Annotated in this window: 13 protein-coding genes; 3 read left to right on the top strand and 10 right to left on the bottom strand. The window is 55.7% G+C overall.

Annotated elements, in window-relative coordinates; genetic code table 11:
* Positions 1-635 precede the first annotated feature (635 nt).
* Both M4951_RS07815 and M4951_RS07810 read left to right on the top strand, forming a co-directional pair.
* A complete protein-coding gene (locus M4951_RS07815; protein ID WP_262025925.1) occupies positions 636-2,303 on the top strand; it encodes a tetratricopeptide repeat protein in 1,668 nt (555 codons plus the stop codon).
* A gap of 521 nt (positions 2,304-2,824) precedes the next feature.
* Positions 2,825-3,022, top strand: coding sequence for a cold-shock protein (locus M4951_RS07810; RefSeq protein ID WP_262025924.1), 198 nt, complete (start codon positions 2,825-2,827; stop codon positions 3,020-3,022).
* A gap of 334 nt (positions 3,023-3,356) precedes the next feature.
* Here M4951_RS07810 and ftsY read toward each other — a convergent pair whose 3' ends face one another.
* The 6 genes from ftsY to polA all read right to left on the bottom strand — a co-directional run bounded on the left by ftsY (position 3,357) and on the right by polA (position 11,080).
* Positions 3,357-4,343, bottom strand: a complete 987-nt coding sequence (ftsY, locus tag M4951_RS07805; protein ID WP_262025923.1) for a signal recognition particle-docking protein FtsY — start codon at positions 4,341-4,343, stop codon at positions 3,357-3,359.
* 47 nt (positions 4,344-4,390) lie between these two features.
* Positions 4,391-4,804 carry a transcription antitermination factor NusB gene (gene nusB, locus M4951_RS07800; RefSeq protein ID WP_262025922.1) on the bottom strand — a complete coding sequence of 138 codons (414 nt, stop codon included), beginning with the start codon at positions 4,802-4,804 and terminating at the stop codon, positions 4,391-4,393.
* 52 nt (positions 4,805-4,856) lie between these two features.
* Positions 4,857-5,333 carry a 6,7-dimethyl-8-ribityllumazine synthase gene (ribH, locus tag M4951_RS07795; RefSeq protein WP_262025921.1) on the bottom strand — a complete coding sequence of 159 codons (477 nt, stop codon included), beginning with the start codon at positions 5,331-5,333 and terminating at the stop codon, positions 4,857-4,859.
* Positions 5,334-5,501: 168 nt separating this feature from the next.
* Positions 5,502-7,046 (bottom strand): transcription termination factor Rho, encoded by a 1,545-nt coding sequence (gene rho / locus M4951_RS07790; RefSeq protein WP_262025920.1) that lies wholly within the window; start codon positions 7,044-7,046, stop codon positions 5,502-5,504.
* 394 nt (positions 7,047-7,440) lie between these two features.
* Positions 7,441-8,061 (bottom strand): dephospho-CoA kinase, encoded by a 621-nt coding sequence (gene coaE, locus M4951_RS07785; protein ID WP_262025919.1) that lies wholly within the window; start codon positions 8,059-8,061, stop codon positions 7,441-7,443.
* 181 nt (positions 8,062-8,242) lie between these two features.
* Complete coding sequence (gene polA, locus M4951_RS07780; protein WP_262025918.1) at positions 8,243-11,080, bottom strand: DNA polymerase I; 2,838 nt, start codon at positions 11,078-11,080, stop codon at positions 8,243-8,245.
* 373 nt (positions 11,081-11,453) lie between these two features.
* Here polA and M4951_RS07775 point away from each other — a divergent pair, with 373 nt between their 5' ends.
* The gene (locus M4951_RS07775; protein ID WP_262025917.1) at positions 11,454-12,839 is read left to right on the top strand and encodes a hypothetical protein; all 1,386 of its coding nucleotides are present in this window, start codon (positions 11,454-11,456) and stop codon (positions 12,837-12,839) included.
* Between the two features lie 193 nt (positions 12,840-13,032).
* On the opposite strand, the gene M4951_RS07770 is transcribed toward M4951_RS07775, so the two are convergent.
* From M4951_RS07770 to M4951_RS07755, 4 genes are all read right to left on the bottom strand, one after another.
* Positions 13,033-13,488, bottom strand: a complete 456-nt coding sequence (locus M4951_RS07770) for a hypothetical protein (RefSeq protein ID WP_262025916.1) — start codon at positions 13,486-13,488, stop codon at positions 13,033-13,035.
* Complete coding sequence (locus M4951_RS07765; RefSeq protein ID WP_262025915.1) at positions 13,485-15,113, bottom strand: HEAT repeat domain-containing protein; 1,629 nt, start codon at positions 15,111-15,113, stop codon at positions 13,485-13,487. The genes M4951_RS07770 and M4951_RS07765 overlap by 4 nt, the downstream gene beginning before the upstream one ends.
* Before the next feature lie 180 nt (positions 15,114-15,293).
* Positions 15,294-16,616 (bottom strand): alkaline phosphatase family protein, encoded by a 1,323-nt coding sequence (locus M4951_RS07760; RefSeq protein WP_262025914.1) that lies wholly within the window; start codon positions 16,614-16,616, stop codon positions 15,294-15,296.
* 37 nt (positions 16,617-16,653) lie between these two features.
* A complete protein-coding gene (locus M4951_RS07755) occupies positions 16,654-17,496 on the bottom strand; it encodes a sugar phosphate isomerase/epimerase family protein (protein ID WP_262025913.1) in 843 nt (280 codons plus the stop codon).
* Positions 17,497-17,514: the final 18 nt, after the last annotated feature.

The following is a 17,514-nucleotide window of genomic DNA, read 5'->3' as shown; positions in this document are numbered from 1 at the left end:
TCCTTTTGCGTATCACCGGGCGCAGTCACACGCTGAATATCCATCACCAGGACAGGTTCGTTGTAACTGACAAATGTTCCTTCGTAGCGCCAAGAAGGAATTGTGGCCAGAATTGTTTCACTATCAGCGATTTGGCTGAGACAGAATGGCGAAAAAGAAAAAACAGCCACGAAAAACATGCATGTTTGCAGCCAAACATTTCGCTGGTTCATGGTTTTGCCCCCATCTCGATTACCCAGACGTCCATGAAGGCGAACACGCCCTCATCAATACAAACATATGCCTGTTCCCCGCAACTGCTGGGAAATCTCTGCTTTTAATGCTTGCACATCGATTTCGCGCACGAATAACTTTCATGAGTCGTACAGTACGCACGCGAGGCGATTGAGATGCATGCGTTCCCCGACTCCACGCGAGAATACTGGTATTAGGGGCAAATCGAGATGTACCATTTCATTCGCGCAGTAAGTCTATGCGCATTACTGACCTTGATCTGCACAGATCGAAGTTCAGCTCAGACTCCCTTTTTTTCGTTCTTGAGTCGACAGCCTAAAGCGGCGGAGGACGCGCCCGTTGAGCCAGAACTTCCGCGGCAACGCTATCCGTTGAACGATCCGCCGACATCTGCCTTTCGCATGGCGCAGGCGACGGGTGCGCCGATCGAAGAGAATCTATCGCCGCAAAACGGCGGTATCCCTTCACCGTTTCCACCCCGTTTTGTTCCGCAGGGGCCGGCGTTGATCCCGCTTCCGCCGCTTGATCAGGAATCGCCTGCTGCCCCGGCGCCAAATCGAGAGTTGGATCGCATCGAATCGTTGGCGGTCGCCGCGCTGCAACGAGAAGATTGGAAAGCAGCGGAGAAATATTTGAACCAAATTCTCGCACAAAATCCGACCCATCGGGATGCTTTGAAAGTATTGGCCAACATGCTGCGGAGCCGGGAACGTCCGGCCGATGCAGTAAAACTTCTCCAACAATACCATGCTCATTTTTCTGATGACGCCGAGATCACCATGATCTACGGACGAGCCCTGTTGGAAAATCAGGAAACGGATGCGGCCATCCGTTCTTTACTAGCCGCCGAACGCATTGATCCAAAGTTGGATGACGTTCGATTTTTCTTGGGCGCCGCTTATTTGCAGGCCGAACTGCCGATGAAAGCCTGGTCTGCGGTACAACAGGGCGAAAACTCCAGTGCGGAAGCTTCGCAATATCAGTTGTTGACCGAGGCGACAGCGCTCGCTCAATTGGGACAATTGCGACAAGCGGACACGATTTTCTTCGAGGTATTTTCAAATCCTCAATCTCAAGCGGTTGCGGAAATGGCCGAAAATTATCGCCATGAAATAAAGGAAGCGATGCTGGAAACGCCGCGATTTTTTGGCGCGGTTAAATTAATGCAGCGCTATGACGACAACGCAGGCGTAATTCCAACTTCCAACCTGTTCAACGCACCGCCGATGACGGTTCCATCCTTTGGCGGACTATTATCCGCAGACCTTAACTACTATCTGCTTCACACCTACCAGACCAATGTTGTCGCAGGATATGCGCCCTTGGCGACGCACTACTATCGCGACTTGGCTTCGCAGTTTGACTTGATCGGTCACTCTGGTTATCTATCGATGACGAACATTGGTTTAACGCCCTGGCGCGACCGCCCCTATGTGGCGGCCATTCGCACCGAGTTCGATCGGCTCGACATCAATACGTCTCCTTATCTGCAGCGTTGGGGCGGCAGCGTCGCACTTTCGATCAAAGAAAATGACATCGTCACCAACAGCGCCGTCCTCCAACTCTCTAATTTTGACTTTTTGGGCCTTGGTCCGGGAATCGAAGGATCGCCCAGCGACGCGGATTCCTTCAGTTGCCAAGCGGCCTTCTCGCGACAATGGCAAACCTGGCGTCGCAACTTGAAGTGTCGAATTGGCTACGCCTACAATCGCAACGAATCGCAAGGCAGCGACTTTGACTACAACGGCCATATCGCGTCGTGCGGATTATCTTATGATTTCGAGGATGAGTCGTACGCCGCTGTCGACCTGCAATATTTCTATCGTCACTACGACCATGTGCAGACAATATCCGGCATCACGCGAGAAGACTCGGAAATATTGCTAGGCGCCAGCTATGTGCGTCCCCTGTGGCGAGAATTCGACTTACTGCTCACCTACGCATACGATCTCAATGACTCGGATCTGGTCAGCAATACTTATGACCGCAACGTCATCGAGATCGGCATACAATGGAACTTCGGTCAAAACGATCCCAATGAACCGTCGCAGCGGCGTTGGCTTCGGTAAGCGTCTCTTTTCAGAGTTTGATTCTGAGCGAATCCCAAAGACGCTACGCGAATTGTAAAGGCCGGAGGTCTCACTCCGGGATTTCGATCGCGAAGTGCGTTTCGCGCTGCGAAAGGCGACTAACTGCATCGGACTCTCGTCTCGGATTACGTTTTTACTTTCGCATTCCGCTTTTTAGTGATGCACGATGGGTGGATCGTCAGCCGGTCGGTGGGTTGCGCAAACCGGTCATATCGATTGGCGATGGTGGGATCGAACAAGTTTTTTGCTTCCCCGCCTCCGCTACTTTCTTCCGAACCTTGCAGGAGAAGAAAGACGAAAACATCGGGCGAAAGGGAGCGGCGCCCGTATAAAAGACTGCTGCAATTGGCCCCCAGCTCTCTTTGGGCGGATGAAGGCAAGTCAACCGCCCCCATTTCTTTACATTATTCCTATTGCTACACTTCTTTAACCAGAATGGCGACTGAAACTGCTTTAGTGAGCAGAGCTTTTCCCATCTAATCCATTTAAGAAGACGACACATGGCTGACGGCACAATCAAAAAGCTGACCGACAAGGGTTTTGGGTTCATTAACACAGGTGGTTCCAAAGACCTGTTTTTTCACTCCAAGGCTCTGCAAGGCGTGAGTTTCGACGACTTGCATGAAGGACAGCATGTAACTTTCACCGAAGCTCAAGGCCCCAAAGGCCCCTGCGCCGAGAACGTGCGTCCTTCTTAGGGCATCCACTTTCCCGACGACCGATTTAGTGGGCCAGGCTCATCTTTGATGCTTGGGCCCGCTTTGCACTGCTCGATTCCGGTCTGAGTACGAATCGAATTTTCGTTGTTAGTTAGAATCTTGCACAATATCTGCATCTGACTGACGCGGGCCCCATTGCCACGACCTTGCGTGGCAATGAATGCGGCGGGGCGACACCGTCAAACAATTCCTTCTTCAAGCGCGACTGGGCAATTCCAGTGTCTTTATTCCGAGTGCGGCAATTGCACTCCAGCGTTATCAAACCGTTCCCACGGCCGAGGCCGCCGAACGGCGCCACCCTGCCATCCACTTTTTAGAATGCGTCCGCAAACAGCGCGTCGCCAAACTGTTCGGCATTGAACAGCGCAAAGTCTTCCGGCGTTTCCCCCACGCCGATGTACTTGACCGGCAAGTTGAAGGTTTGGCGGATCGGGACGACGACGCCTCCTTTGGCGGTGCCATCCAGCTTGGTCAGAATGATGCCGGTGCACTGGGCCGCTTCAGAGAAACCCTTGGCCTGGCTGATGCCGTTTTGTCCGGCCGTCGCGTCGAGGACCAACAAGACTTCGTGCGGCGCGGCTTCGATCTTTTTACCGGCGACGCGGCGGATCTTGTCCAATTCGTTCATCAGGTTCGTCTGCGTTTGCAAACGACCGGCGGTATCTAAGATCACGACGTCTTTGTTGTTTTGCAGCGCGAAATCAACCGCTTTGAATGCGACGCTCGCCGGGTCGCTCCCCTGCTCTGCTTTGACGATGTCGACCCCTAGGCGATCGGCCCAGATTGACAGCTGCTCGACCGCGGCGGCGCGAAACGTATCGCCGGCGCCCAGCACGACGCTTTTGCCTTGCGACTTGAGATAGGCGGCCAATTTGGCGATCGAGGTCGTCTTGCCGGAGCCGTTGACGCCGACGACCATCACGACGGTCGGGCCCGACTCGGCGAATTGAATCGGGGTCTCTGGTTGCTGCATCAGTGCGACCAGTTCGGTTTTGACCGTGGCGAGGACTTCGGACAAATGGACGACGCGACCGCGAAAGTCGGTTTTCACCTGATCGCGAATCTTGCCGGCCGGGCCGACGCCCATGTCGGTGCGAACCAAAATCGCGAAGAGCTCGGTCAAAAACTCATCATCGACCAGGCGCCCTTCTTGTTTGAAAAGATCACGGATGTCGGTGTTGAGCACCCGGGACGTTTTGACGAGCCCTTGCTTGAGCCGTGAGAAAAAGCCGGAGGGCTGTTCTTCGACCGGGGGCGTCGGTTGCTCTTCTGATTTTTTGAATGGATTAAACAATCCCATTTTTACCTCAACGGTCCGATCGTTCTCTCACCAGACGGTACGCGCGTTTAGCTGGCCGTCTGTTTCGACTTTAAGACGCGGTCCAGCAGACCGTTGACGAACTGCGGCGAATGCTTGCTGCCGAAACGCTTTGACAACTCGACCGCCTCGTTGATCGCGACCCGGTCGGGCGTGTCGGAAAATAAGATTTCAAAAGCGCCGATCCGCAACACGTTGCGGTCGGTCACCGCCATGCGCGCCAGGCTCCAATTCTCGGCGAACGCTTCGATCTTGGCGTCGATCGCTTTGCGGTGCAGGCGCACGCCGACCAACAACGATCGGCCGAACGCGACCAGATCCTCGGTATGTTTCAAGCGTCCACGCAAAAACCGCTCCGAGACGCCGATGTCGGCTTCGGGATTAAGATCCTCTTGATAGAGGATCTGCAGGACAACTTCACGAACTCGACTGCGTTTCGACATGAATGGAGTTTCGACATAAAAAAGTAAGTATCCGCCTGGTCGCTGAGGAAGGCTATTCTTCGCGCGGCAGCTGTTTCATCAAGTGGACCATTTCGAGCGCCGCTTCCGCCGCTTCGCTCCCTTTGTTTCCCACATTGCCGCCGGCGCGATGCAGCGCCTGCTCGAGCGTGTTGCAGGTCAGCACGCCAAACATGATCGGCATCTCGCATTCCAGGGCGAGCTGCCCCAGCGTTGAGCTGACCTGACTGTTGATGTACTGGTCATGGGTCGTTTCCCCTTTGATGACCGCGCCCAGGCAGATCACCGCATGAAATTGCCCGCTCCGTGCAAATCGCGCGGCGATAACCGGCAGCTCCCATGCGCCGGGAACCCAAGCGACTTCGACCGCATCTTCAGCGACGCCTTTGGCCGCCAAAGTGGTCAGGGCGCCGTCACAGAGCTTCCCCGTAATTGTCTCATTGTAGCGAGCGACGACGATCGCAACGCGTACGGCTTCGCCCTGCGGCTCGCCGCGATAAATCCGGACCAAAATAACGATTCCTCAACGGGAAATTGCTGGTAGGGATATCCATTGTAGAAAAACTTGACGCTTTGAGAGCGCCGGCAGACCGCCGAACGAAAAAAGGCTGCGGAGCCCAACGAAAAGACGCCCAGAAGTTTGCCTGGGCGTCAGAGCGTTTGCGGGCGAAAACGCCCCTTAGCGGTTGGTATTCATGCTCATCAGAAATTCGGCGTTCGTCTTCGTTTTGCTCAAACGAGACAACAAGAACTCCATCGCGTCGGGCGAATTCATGTCATTCAGGACGCGACGCAAGATGCAGACCCGCTTGTATTCTTCCGGGTCCATCAACATTTCTTCGCGGCGCGTGCCGCTGGCGTTGATGTCGATAGCGGGCCAAACGCGGCGGTCGACCAACTTGCGATCAAGGACGATCTCTTGGTTGCCGGTTCCTTTGAACTCTTCAAAGATCACGTCATCCATTTTGCTGCCGGTGTCGACCAGCGCCGTGGCGATGATCGTCAGCGAACCTCCTTCTTCGACCTTGCGAGCCGAACCGAGGAAGCGTTTGGGACGCTGCAGCGCGTTGGCGTCGAGTCCGCCGGAAAGGAGCTTGCCCGACGAAGGACATTCTGAGTTCCAGGCGCGAGCCAGACGCGTGATCGAGTCGAGGAAGATCACCACGTCGGTGCCGTACTCGACCATCCGCTTCGCCTTTTCGATCACCATCTCAGAGACTTGAACGTGTCGCGACGGCGGTTCGTCAAAGGTAGAGCTGATGACCTCGCAATTGGGGCCTTTGACCTGACGCTCCATGTCGGTCACTTCTTCCGGGCGTTCGTCGATCAACAAGATGATGACGTAGGCTTCGGGATAGTTTTTCAATACCGCTTTGGCCATCTTTTGCATCAAGACGGTCTTGCCGGCGCGCGGGGGACTGACGATCAAACCACGTTGGCCGAAGCCGATCGGGACGATCAGGTCGATCACGCGAGTCGCGACTTCGTCGGCGTCCGATTCCATCCGAATCCGGTCGTCGGGATGCAGCGGGGTCAGATCGTCGAATTGCACCTTGTTGGCGGCGATATTCGGATCTTGGTAGTTGACCGCTTCGACGCGCAGCAGCGCGAAATAGCGTTCGTTTTCTTTCGGCGGACGAATCTGCCCTGAAACGACGCTCCCGGTTTTCATGCCGAAGCGACGAATCTGGCTCGGCGATACGTAAATATCATCCGGGCAAGAGAGATAGTGGTAATCCGGGCTGCGCAAAAAGCCGAAGCCATCCGGCAAGATCTCCAGCGTCCCTTCGCCGTACATCAGGCCGTTCATCTTCACGCGTTCTTTGAGAATGCGGAAGATCAGCTCTTGGCGTTTGATGCCGGCGACTTCGCCCAGATTTTCTTTGCGGGCTTCTTCGATGAGTTCGTTCATCGACATTTTTTGCAGTTCGGCGATATGGATCTCGCCCTGCTTTACCTTCTCGTAACGCTGGTCGTCCGCATCCTCCTCCTGAGGACGTCGCGACCGACTGACCAATTGCTCGGCCAGCGACATAGGCTCGGCGTCGTCATCGACATCAAGCCGACGTAACTCATTCACTGCGTCTGTTCCTTCCGACTTCGGATTACGAGCACTGGGCTCGTGGTTATTACTTGATTCGGGCAGGATGCCAGCCCCAAATTTGGGCTGTCCTGAGCGCGAATCATGATTCTGATTTTTTGTTCCGCTGCTTCGATGAGGCATGGAACTGGACTCCAAGATGAGAAAAGACGAACCGGACGACGTCCGAAAAGACGCCGTGTGCGGAGTTTTATAGGCAGACCAATATCGAGCAGGAAGTGATTTCGGCTCGGCATTCGCCTTGCTTGGGAGGAGACGAGTTACCTCCGTTGTAACAGATCGCCGCATCGTCGACGAGTCGAGAATCGCTACTCGGATAAACACGCTAACGTGTTACAGTTTCGAGAATTAGCGGTCCTAACGACAATTGTCGAAGCTAGGCGATTTGTCGCCCCCACGCATCATTTCAAAAGTGGTTTGGTTTCCCCTAAATGGGACATTCGGAAGGCAGATCGGCAAGCCGCGAAATGGGCTGGGATGTCGAATTCGCAATAATTAATGGACAGAAAGAAAAGCATCAGGAGGTAGGAGAAAGGACGCGTTCTCGCCAATAATGTTCGACTTGCTGGTCGAGCTCGACAAGATCACCGCCGTTACGAATTATGTAATCGGACAATTCTCGTTTCTCTTTTAATTTTTCCTGCGCTGCCTCTCTGGCGCTAAATTCGGAATCGCTCCACCCCCTTTGGCGGGATCGCTGAAGCCGCTGCTCGAGTGGAGAGTCAATAAATACGAGGTTATCGCAAATATCAGACCAGCCAGCCCTCACTAGCAGGGCTGCATCCAGAATCAACGCTGGAGGGGGTCCTCCCGGGGTATCCATTGTTGCTTGGATAAGTGCTTGGAGACGAGTTTTAATTCGAGGATGTGTGATTTTTTCTAACTCAGCAAGTCGCTTACGGCTGAGATCATCGCCTCCAAATACTTTTGCGGCCAATTGTCGGCGGTCAACTTCCCCGTCGATCTGAAACACGTCGCTCCCGAATTTTTCCCGGATTTCGTGCTTCGTTGCCTCATCCCTTAGCACCTGGTGCCCTATTTGATCCGCATCCGCAACGACGGCGCCCTGGTTTCGAAACAGAGAGGCTACGGTGCTCTTGCCGCTCGCAATTCCCCCTAAGATTCCGATTACCTTCATCTTCCACCCTCGGCGAGAACCCGATCCGCACTCATTCCACTTTGCCGCTGGCGCCTCACAGCGCAGCGGCCGGATACAACGGCGACCAGCGATGGGTCACCCTGTCGCACTGGACGCAATTGTACCGGTATCTCCTGCTGGACACTTGTTCCGGCAAGAAGCATTTCCCCACCCAAAAGTGTTACAAAAGCGGCTCGCACTGGTCCCAATTGTCCCCACTTTTGATGTCCACGACGAGCGGAATGGCCAGATTTCGCGCCGATTCCATCTCTTCGCGGACTAATTGCGCCAATTGTTCCAGATATTCGGGCGGCGTCTCAAACACCAATTCGTCGTGAATCTGCAGCAACAACTTGGCCGGCGCTCCCTCATTTTCTAGCCGACGATGAACGCGCAGCATCGCCAATTTGATGATATCGGCGGCCGATCCTTGAATCACCGTATTGATCGCGGTCCGCTCTGGCATGGTCAGTTGCCGTTTTAGTCGATCTCGCTTGTCCGCCGTACGCACCCCATCAATCGCGCGGCGGCGTCCCAAGATGGTGCGTACATAGCCATCTCGCTGGCAGTCGACCAGGATCTGCTCCATCAGCACGTCGACGCCGGGATACCGTTTGAAGTAGGCGTCGATAAATCCGTACGCTTCGTCTTTGTCGATATCAAGCGACTTCGCCAAACCAAACGGGCTTTGCCCATAGACCACGCCAAAGTTGATCGCTTTCGCGCTGCGGCGATGCGCTGACGTCACCTGATCCAACGGCATTCCATACACTTCGCTGGCGACGCGGGCATGGATATCTTCGTTCTTCTGATACGACTCCATCAACGCGGGGTCTCCGGAGAAGTGCGCGAGCACGCGCAGTTCAATTTGCGAGTAGTCGGCGCACAGCAATTTCCAACCAGGCGTCCCCGGAATAAACGCCGAGCGAATTTCGCGGCTCTCTTGCGTGCGAATCGGAATGTTTTGCAAGTTCGGATCGTTCGAGCTCAATCGTCCTGTTGCGGCGACTACTTGATTGAACGACGTGTGAACGCGATCGGTCTTGGGACAAATCAATACCGGCAACGCGTCAACATAGGTCCCCTTCAGCTTGGCGTATTGCCGAAACTGCACAATCTTGGCCGGCATGTCATGCTGTTTGGCCAGCTGCTCCAACACTTCGGCATCGGTGCTGGGTCCGGTCTTGGTTTTTTTGATCACCGGCAGATTCAGTTCGTCAAACAGAACCGTCCCCAGTTGCTTGGGCGAATTGATATTAAAATCGCGGCCAGCCAACTGATAGATTTCCCGCTCCAACACTTCCATTCGCTCGCCATACTGACGACTTAACTCGTTCAGCCGCTCTACATCGACGCGTATGCCGTTGAATTCCATCTCGACCAACACGTCAATCAGCGGCAATTCGACAGCGGTCAGCAGGTCTCCCAGGCCTTCGACATCGATTCGCTCTGAGAGAATCGGGTCCAGCCGTAGCGGTATATCGGCGTCTTCGGCGGCATAGTAGCCGACTTTGTCGACCGGAACCTGATCCATCCGGATTTGATTTTTTCCGGTACCGATCAGCTCCGAAATTTTGACAGTTTCATGCTGCAAGTAACGGAGCGACAATTCGTCGAGTCCATGCGAGCGAGCGCCGGCCTCTAACAAATAATGAGCGACCATCGTATCGAACGAAGCTCCGCGCACATTCACGCCGACGCCGCGCAGGACGACCAGATCGTATTTCAAGTTCTGGCCGACCTTTTCAATCGCCGGGTTTTCCAAAATGGGACGCAGCTTTTCCAGCACCAGCGGCTCGTCCAGCTTCACGTCTCCCTCAGGACTGCGAATCGGAATGTAGACGCCTTCCCCCTGATCCCACGAGAATGAGATGCCGACTAGATCGGCCCAGCGCGGATTGGTCGAAGTTGTCTCGGTATCGAACGACAGCCGTTTTACATGCGTGAGCTTGGCGACCAGCGCATCGAGCTTTTCAAGCGTGTCGATCGTCTGATAGTTGGCGATCCACTCGGGCTTATCGGCCGCGGGAGCTTCGACCTGGAATGCGGCCATCTCTTTGGCGAGCGTCCGAAAGCCGAACTCGCGACACAACTCTTGCACCTGGTCTTGATTGATGGGATGAACGCGACAAGCGTCCCAATCAATTTCGATCGGCACATCTCGAACCAGGCGAACCAACTCACGACTCAGCTCGGCCATAGCGCGGCCGTTGATCAAGTTCTCGCGGCGTTTGGCGCCGGAGACTTCGCCGGCGTTATCCAACACGGCGTCGAGCGTCTCGTACTTTTGCAGCAGTTCTTTCGCGATCTTGGGCCCAATCAGCGCGACGCCGGGAACGTTATCGACGGAATCGCCGACCAGCGATTGAAAGTCGACGACTTGATCAGGGCGAACTCCCCAGTCAGCCATCAACGCTTCAGCGTCGTAGAAGGCGTTCTTGCGGACGTTGAACATCCGGACCCGATCGCTGATCAGTTGCCGACAATCTTTGTCGGACGTGACCACCGTGCACTCGCCGCCGTTGGCTTCGACGATGGTCGCGACCGTCGCTAACACGTCGTCCGCTTCGTAGTTCACCAGTTCCAGGATCGCGACATTCATCGCTTCCAGCATGCGGCGGATCAAGCCGATTTGCGCACGCAGATCGACCGGCATCTCCTCCCGGGTCACCTTGTAGTCGTCATACAGCTCGTGGCGAAACGTCCCGCCCGGCGGATCAAATGCGCAGATCAAATAGTCAGGCTTCTTCTCGCGGAGCAGGTTGGCCAAGTCGCGAGCAAAACCGTAAACCGCGGAAACCGGCTGCCCGCTGGGACTGGTCATCGGGGGTAAAGCGTGGAATACCTGATAAATTAAGGAGTGCGAATCGACGACCCAAACGTTGGCTCCGGCCAACCCGGCGAGACCAGACGGTCGCGGCTGGCGCGTCTCGCTTGGCGCCTCTGGGGACTTTGACGCCTCTTCTGGAGGGGAGTCACCGCCAAAAAGAAGAGATTGTTGCGACTTGGATTTGGCCATTCCCGAAGCATTCCTGAGAGAGGGGTAAAGACGCGGAGATTATTGCGGCGAACCGAGTTACGAACAACCGACGAAACGCGATGTTGTCGCCGTGCGACGTCATGATGCCCGAAAGCGACGCTGGTGTCTTGATAGTTCCGACGAACTTCGCCAATTCGTTGACGCAGTAATTTTCGCTAACTACAATCGACCTTTGGACTTCAGACGATCCTCTTCGCCTTCACGGTCCCTACTTTTCCTTTGCAATTCTGCTGATGGCCTACCGCTTGCACATTGGAAACGGTCATTAGGCCAATTACGCTATTCAGTTCTGAGCTAATCACGACAATTCGGCGGCGTCACACCATTGGCCGCCTGCAAGGAGTTTATCGATATGGCAGCGCGAGAGAGCCAAGGTCTTCAGATCGCCGTGATTCTACTGGTGCTGCTGGTCGCAGCGCTCGGCATCACCACGTATGTCTTCTACGCGGCGAATGACAAGTCCAAGCTGGACGCCGAAGCTGCGAACACGCGAGCCACGGAAGAAGCGACTCGATCTCGCGGCTATCTGGCCGAACGCAATGAGCTGAAGGTGATGATCGGCCATAGCGAAGAAACGCCGATGGAAGATGTTCAAAAAGCGTTCGGCGACGACATGAAGACCTTCATCGCAGACGAAGGCGCCGCGGCTCCAACGGTGCAAAACTATCGTCAGGTTCCGGCCGTGATGCAAGCGTCGGTGATCAAGCTCGAGAAGCAACTCGCCGATTCGCTCCGCGCCAACACCGCGCTGCGTGCCGAAAAGGTCGCCCTGGAGACCACCTATCAAACCAAACTGAGCGAAGCCGACACGGCTCGTGACAATGCGTTGGCCGCCCAAGCGGAAGCCGAAAAGAAGATGGCCGACGATCGCAAGGCGCTCGAAGCCGCCCAGGCCAAACTGCAAGACGACAAAGTGAAGCTGCAAGGAACGATCGCTCAGACGATCGACGGCAGCAAGAAGCAAGTCGAAGCGGCCAACAAAGAACGTGACGAACTGTTCACCACGCTGGAAGCCAAAGACGCGATCCTGAAGAGCAAAGAGCCGAAAGTTGGCGATGTCGCCGACGGCAGAATCATCTGGGTCAACCAGAAAGAAGATACGGTCTGGATCAACCTCGGCTCGGCAGACCTGCTTCGTCCGCAAATGACCTTCAGCATCTTTGAAAAAGGGGAAGTCAACATCGCATTGGCGACCGTGAAGGGCAAAATCGAAATCACCCGCATCAACGACGCTCACGAAGCGGAAGGTCGCATCGTCGAAGAAGAAGTGACCAACCCGATCATGCCGGGAGATCAAATCTTCACGCCGATCTGGTCGCCGGGAACGGTTCAAAAATTCGCGATGGTCGGCATGATTGACATGGATGGAGATGGCGAAGACGACTCCAAAGAACTGCGCGGCTTGATCGAAGGATCAGGCGGAGAAGTCGCCGCGTGGGTCGACGAAGAAGGAAACGTCAAAGGCGAAATCACGCCCGACGTGCGTTATCTGATCGACGGCGAACAGCCGACCGAAAAGACCGCCGCCGCCGTGCTGACGGCCTACTCGCAAATGCGAGAAACCGCTCGCCGCCGTGGAGTCGAGTTGATCCAAGTCGGACGACTGCAAGAACGCATGGGCTGGCAGAACACCGAACGTCTGGTTCGTTTGGGCAAAACGACCCGCTTGGAAGAACTGGAAGCCGAAGCCCAACGCGAACGTGATTTCAAACCGCGTCGTCCCAAAAGCGCTTACTAAGCGTCTTGACGCAGACTAAGTTGAGACATCAGGCCGCACTCGCCAACACGAGTGCGGCCTGTTTTTGTTTCGAATAAGAGCGTATCTCTTGGTAACTCACGGGGCATATCTCGTAGGGCAGACCGTGCCTGCCGAATCGACGCGCAGATTGACGCCGTCAATGAATCGCGCCAGGCACGGCCTGCCCTACGATTTATAGTTGCGGGCAGTGCGTTAGATGACGGCGAAACATGAGCGTGCCGAACAGTCGCACGCCTAGATGCTCGAGCCGATGACGCAGCGCGTCATCTTCTGCGGCGCGAACCGCAACGACCAGATGGGTAGGATCGGCGAATAGCGAAGCCGGATCTGCCAATTCCAATTGTCGCGGCACTTGCGAGAGCAGTTTGCTTTCATCGCGACTGAGTTCATGAATGCGGCACAAGTCTTGAAAGAGTCGTCGTGGACTGTCAGTCCCTTCGTCTCCCGTGGCGCTCAAGCGCTTCTGCAAATACCATAAGCCGATCACGGCGAACAACACGAACGCGGCCAGCAACGAAAGTTGACTAATGTCAATTGACGCCGAGTCAGCGCGAAATCGATCGCCTAAATTGCGAAAACTGGCTTGTTCTTGCGCCAGCAACGCGAGTGCGCGCCAAGGGATGTTCATTCGGTTTCTCCCGCGGGAGACTTCACTCGCCGGTTTGGCGTCGGCGGCGCAGCAAGACGTTTCTCGGCGATCGCCTGCAGGCTCGCCTCCGCCGCTTCTTGCACGCGCACGTTGCGATCCAACAGCGCTTCGCGCAGACCGGCGATCACTTCGTCACTTTTGCAAACAGCCAATGCGGTCGCGGCGGAAACGCGAATCAGATAGTCGTCGCACTGGAGCAACTTGAGCAGCGGGCGCTCCATCTCCACGGCGATTCCCAAGCATTCGACCACTTCAATCGCGCGACGTCGGCGCGACTGCATATCGCTAGTCAGTTCTGCACGGAGCAATTCATCGGAATGCTCGTCAATCTTACGAACCAAGTGACCTGTCGTCTCGCGGCGATCATCCGCCATCAGATCAAAGGCGGCGAGATACTTGGCGAAACTGAATTCTTCCAGCGACTGTCGCACCGCCAAGCGGACAATTTCGTGCTCGCTGTCGAGCTGTGCGAGTAAATACTTGAGCGAACCAGGAATGCCGCGATGGCGCAATTGCCGCAGCGCAGCTGCGGCGACCTCGGGATCTTCATCGGTGGTCGCGTTGATAATCAACTGACTCGCGACGGCGCCTCGATCGCTGGCGAGCGCTTCGACTGCCGCCAGACGTCCCTCGGACTTACCTTGGGTCAAGAAGAAGTGGATCACGGCGAACACCGAGCTCCGGTCTTGTCCGCTGGTGATCAAAAATTGAAGCGCGATTTCTTGCTGTCGTCCCGTAAGACCGGCGAGCAACTCCCACTGATCGTCGCTCCAACCGATGCGCGAGATTTTCTTGATGTTGCGAAGTTCGACCTCACTGAACCCGCCGGAGAAGAAATCGAGCATTTGCGTGACAAACGCCGCGTCGCTGCGCCAAGCGGCGGCGCCCAACAGCGTCGAGCAAGGAGCGGTCTCTTGAAACACGCTGAGGATCAGCCGCACAATCGCAGGGCGCATCGTTCGCTTCAGAATCGTCAGCGTGATTTTGTAAACCTGCGACGAAGGAACATCGAACAGATGCCGAAACATCGGATGTTCGCGGCTGATCAGCATTAAAAAAGATTCGACGATCTCTTCTGATTGGTGCGTATTGCAACGACGCATCGAATCATCCAACGTTTCGATCGCGCGTCCGCGCCACAACACCAGATTCCGTTTGCGGGCGTCGGTCGCTTCGTCCAGCAACTTTCGTAATCGATCGACCAGCGACACCAACGTCCGACCGGCGATATCACGATTCTCGTTGTTCTTGTCTTCGGCCGCCGTTGTCAGCGTGCGCAGGAGATCAAAATCTTCCAACTCCAACGCGATGGCCGACGCTTTTTCGCATGCGGGACGCGACGTCGCAAGCAGATGCTCGCGCAAGATCGTCGTCATCGCGCCCAACTGCTGTTTGATCTTCATCCGCCAAGCGTCGGGCAACTCTTCCCAGTGGTCAAAGAAATAGGCTTCGGCTTTGCGACTCGGCCGCTGCAACATCGCGTCGAACGCCGCGTCGCGAATATCGATCGCTTCACTGCGCAGCGCGGCGATCAACACCGGCGTCGCCGCCGCGTTGCCTGATCTCGCTAGAAACTCGAAGGTTTTCTCGAATTCTTGGGGCACCGACGGCTCCCGTTGTGTCGCCCGACCAATTGCAGCTTGGAAATGTACGTAATAACGTACGTCGCTGCAGGATCCAGGCGAAAACGGACAGCCCGCAAAACCGAGAAGCCGGGTCAAACGATCGCTACGATCGGAATGACCCGACAAATTGACCGGCTAGATCAGAACTGGCGATTCGATTCAGACGCCAAATTGGCGAAGCACGATGTCGCAAACATCAGTATCGGCCAAGGGGGTTTCGGCGAACACCCCCTTCTGGCTCGATAAGAACACGCCTTGCTGCTGTTCTGAGTTGACCGGAGCGCCGTGCGAGCCTTTGACCAAGGTCGCATCCAAGGGGATGCTCTTCGTCGCGAAGTCAAAGTGCATTTCGACCGGGTCATAGCCGGGCTTTTGGTGAATGTCGACTTTGCGTGCGAAGCCGGGCGCCAAGTCGTCGTTGATCCACCAGTAATAGGCTTGCCAACTATTGGGGGCCGAGACGAGGATCACCTCCCCTGCTCTTTCGTGGTCCATGTAGTACTTGGCTCGTTCTTCGAGCGCCAAGACTTCCGCAATTCCTTCGGCGCCTTGAAACAGCTCTTGCACGCGGCGGATGACGCTCGGCTGGGCGTCTTTGACGTAGACCTGCGAAAACTGATGATCGACCAGCGCCCAAGCGTCGCTACGGACCAGGTCAAGATGTTCGCCATCTTCGCGCTGCTCGACTTGCAATAGACCTGCCTCACGCAGGATGCGATTGGGATAGCTGACATGGTCGACCGGCACGATCACATATTCGCTGGCAATCAAAAACAGCGTGTCGTCTCCCAGTGCGGCGCGCATCCGAGCGACCAGCTTGCCGATCACTTCGTCAATGTCGGCAGCCGCTTGTTTATGGGCGTCGCTTTGCGGACCCAGCTTTTGGGCGGCGTAATCCAGATGCGGCAAATAGATGAAAGAGAAATGGGGCTGGAATTTCTCGGCGACCATCGCCGCCGAGTCAGCGATCCAGGCGCTCGACTTGATGTTGGCCATGGGGCCCCAAAAATGGTGCAGCGGAAAACCGTCCAGCTCTTTCAGCAAGTCGCCGTACAGGTCAGACGGCTTCGTGTAGCACCACATCGTCTCGCTGCCGTCCGGATTGTGGACCGGGGCCGGCATGCAGACATAGTCGGCGCCGCTGCGCTTGCTGAGCATCGGAAACCAGGCCGAAGTGCGGATCTCTGGATCATGCTTCTTTAGCAGGTCCCAGATTTGCGGCTGTAGGATCGCCTCGTTGCCGGCGGTCCACATTTCGACTTTGTGGGTGTCGCGCCAGTAAAACCCGTTGGCGGTCACGCCGTGATCGACTGCGAGTTGTCCCGTTAGCATATTCGCTTGAACGGGCCAGGTCACCGCCGGAAAACTAGCCGCTAATGGGGCGCGGTCTCCATCGGCGACCAGCGCCGACACTTGCGGCATATGGGCCAAATCTTGCGGCGACAGTCCGGGTAGCGAAAGTAGTACGACGTTGTCAGGCATAGCGAGCGATCTCTATCCGGTTGGGGAAGTCGTTTGTCTAGAGTGGATGAACAAGCGGACGCAGAAACTGCATCGAGCTGGCGGCGATGGTCGGCGCTTCGTGGCTATGGCGACTCAATTCGACATGCAGGCCTTTTTGATAATTCGCATCCTGCAACGCCTGAATGACTTCGCTGAAATCGATCTCCCCCTCGCCGAAGGGAAGATGCTCATGGACGCCGCGCTTCATATCTTCGATATGAACGTTGACGATCCGCGAACCCCACTGACGAATGAAATCGCCTAGCGGCAATTCGTTTTGACACTGCAAGTGACCGATGTCGAGCGTCAATTGAAACAAGGGAGAATCGATACGGTCGCACAATTGAGCGAAGCGATCCATCGTGTCGATAAACATGCCTGGCTCCGGTTCAAAACCAAGCGGCATTTGTTGCAACTCTGCGTATTCAATTACCGGCTGCAGCGCTTCGACCAGGCGCTTCATCGCGGTCGCTTCGTTGACCTCGTCGAGCAAACGTCCCGACCACAGCGAAACGCAGTCGGCTTTCAATTTGACCGCGGCGTCGATGCAGTGGCGGATAAACTCAAAGCGTCGCTGCCGGCCATGCTTGGCCGGAGAGACCAAGGTCGGCTCGTGCTTCTGTTTGGGATCGAGCAAAAAGCGGGCGCCCGATTCAACGACGCACGTCATTTTCTTTTCACGAAGAAGCCCGGCGAGATGATCCGCCTGACGATCGGCCATGTAGGTATTGCCGAACGGCGTCAGCGTCCCGTGATCGACGGTGATCGCAACGCTTTCGTAGCCCAAGTCCGCAAGCACGTCGACCGCGTCAAGCGGGTCGTGATGGGCAAAGCCGTTCGTGTTATAGCCAATCCGCATGCTTATCTCATTTGCATC

The sequence above is a fragment of the Blastopirellula sp. J2-11 genome, assembly GCF_024584705.1.
Lineage (GTDB): Bacteria > Planctomycetota > Planctomycetia > Pirellulales > Pirellulaceae > Blastopirellula.
Note: the sequence above shows the minus strand (reverse complement) of the source record. Positions and strands in the feature narration are given on the sequence as shown.

Coding starts and splice junctions, on each gene's coding strand:
- coaE (WP_262025919.1), bottom strand. CDS start 8,061: ATGAAGGTAATCGGAATCTTAGGGGGAATTGCGAGCGGCAAGAGCACC.
- rho (WP_262025920.1), bottom strand. CDS start 7,046: ATGCCTCATCGAAGCAGCGGAACAAAAAATCAGAATCATGATTCGCGC.
- polA (WP_262025918.1), bottom strand. CDS start 11,080: ATGGCCAAATCCAAGTCGCAACAATCTCTTCTTTTTGGCGGTGACTCC.
- M4951_RS07770 (WP_262025916.1), bottom strand. CDS start 13,488: ATGAACATCCCTTGGCGCGCACTCGCGTTGCTGGCGCAAGAACAAGCC.
- M4951_RS07810 (WP_262025924.1), top strand. CDS start 2,825: ATGGCTGACGGCACAATCAAAAAGCTGACCGACAAGGGTTTTGGGTTC.
- nusB (WP_262025922.1), bottom strand. CDS start 4,804: ATGTCGAAACGCAGTCGAGTTCGTGAAGTTGTCCTGCAGATCCTCTAT.
- M4951_RS07760 (WP_262025914.1), bottom strand. CDS start 16,616: ATGCCTGACAACGTCGTACTACTTTCGCTACCCGGACTGTCGCCGCAA.
- M4951_RS07815 (WP_262025925.1), top strand. CDS start 636: ATGGCGCAGGCGACGGGTGCGCCGATCGAAGAGAATCTATCGCCGCAA.
- M4951_RS07755 (WP_262025913.1), bottom strand. CDS start 17,496: ATGCGGATTGGCTATAACACGAACGGCTTTGCCCATCACGACCCGCTT.
- M4951_RS07775 (WP_262025917.1), top strand. CDS start 11,454: ATGGCAGCGCGAGAGAGCCAAGGTCTTCAGATCGCCGTGATTCTACTG.
- ftsY (WP_262025923.1), bottom strand. CDS start 4,343: ATGGGATTGTTTAATCCATTCAAAAAATCAGAAGAGCAACCGACGCCC.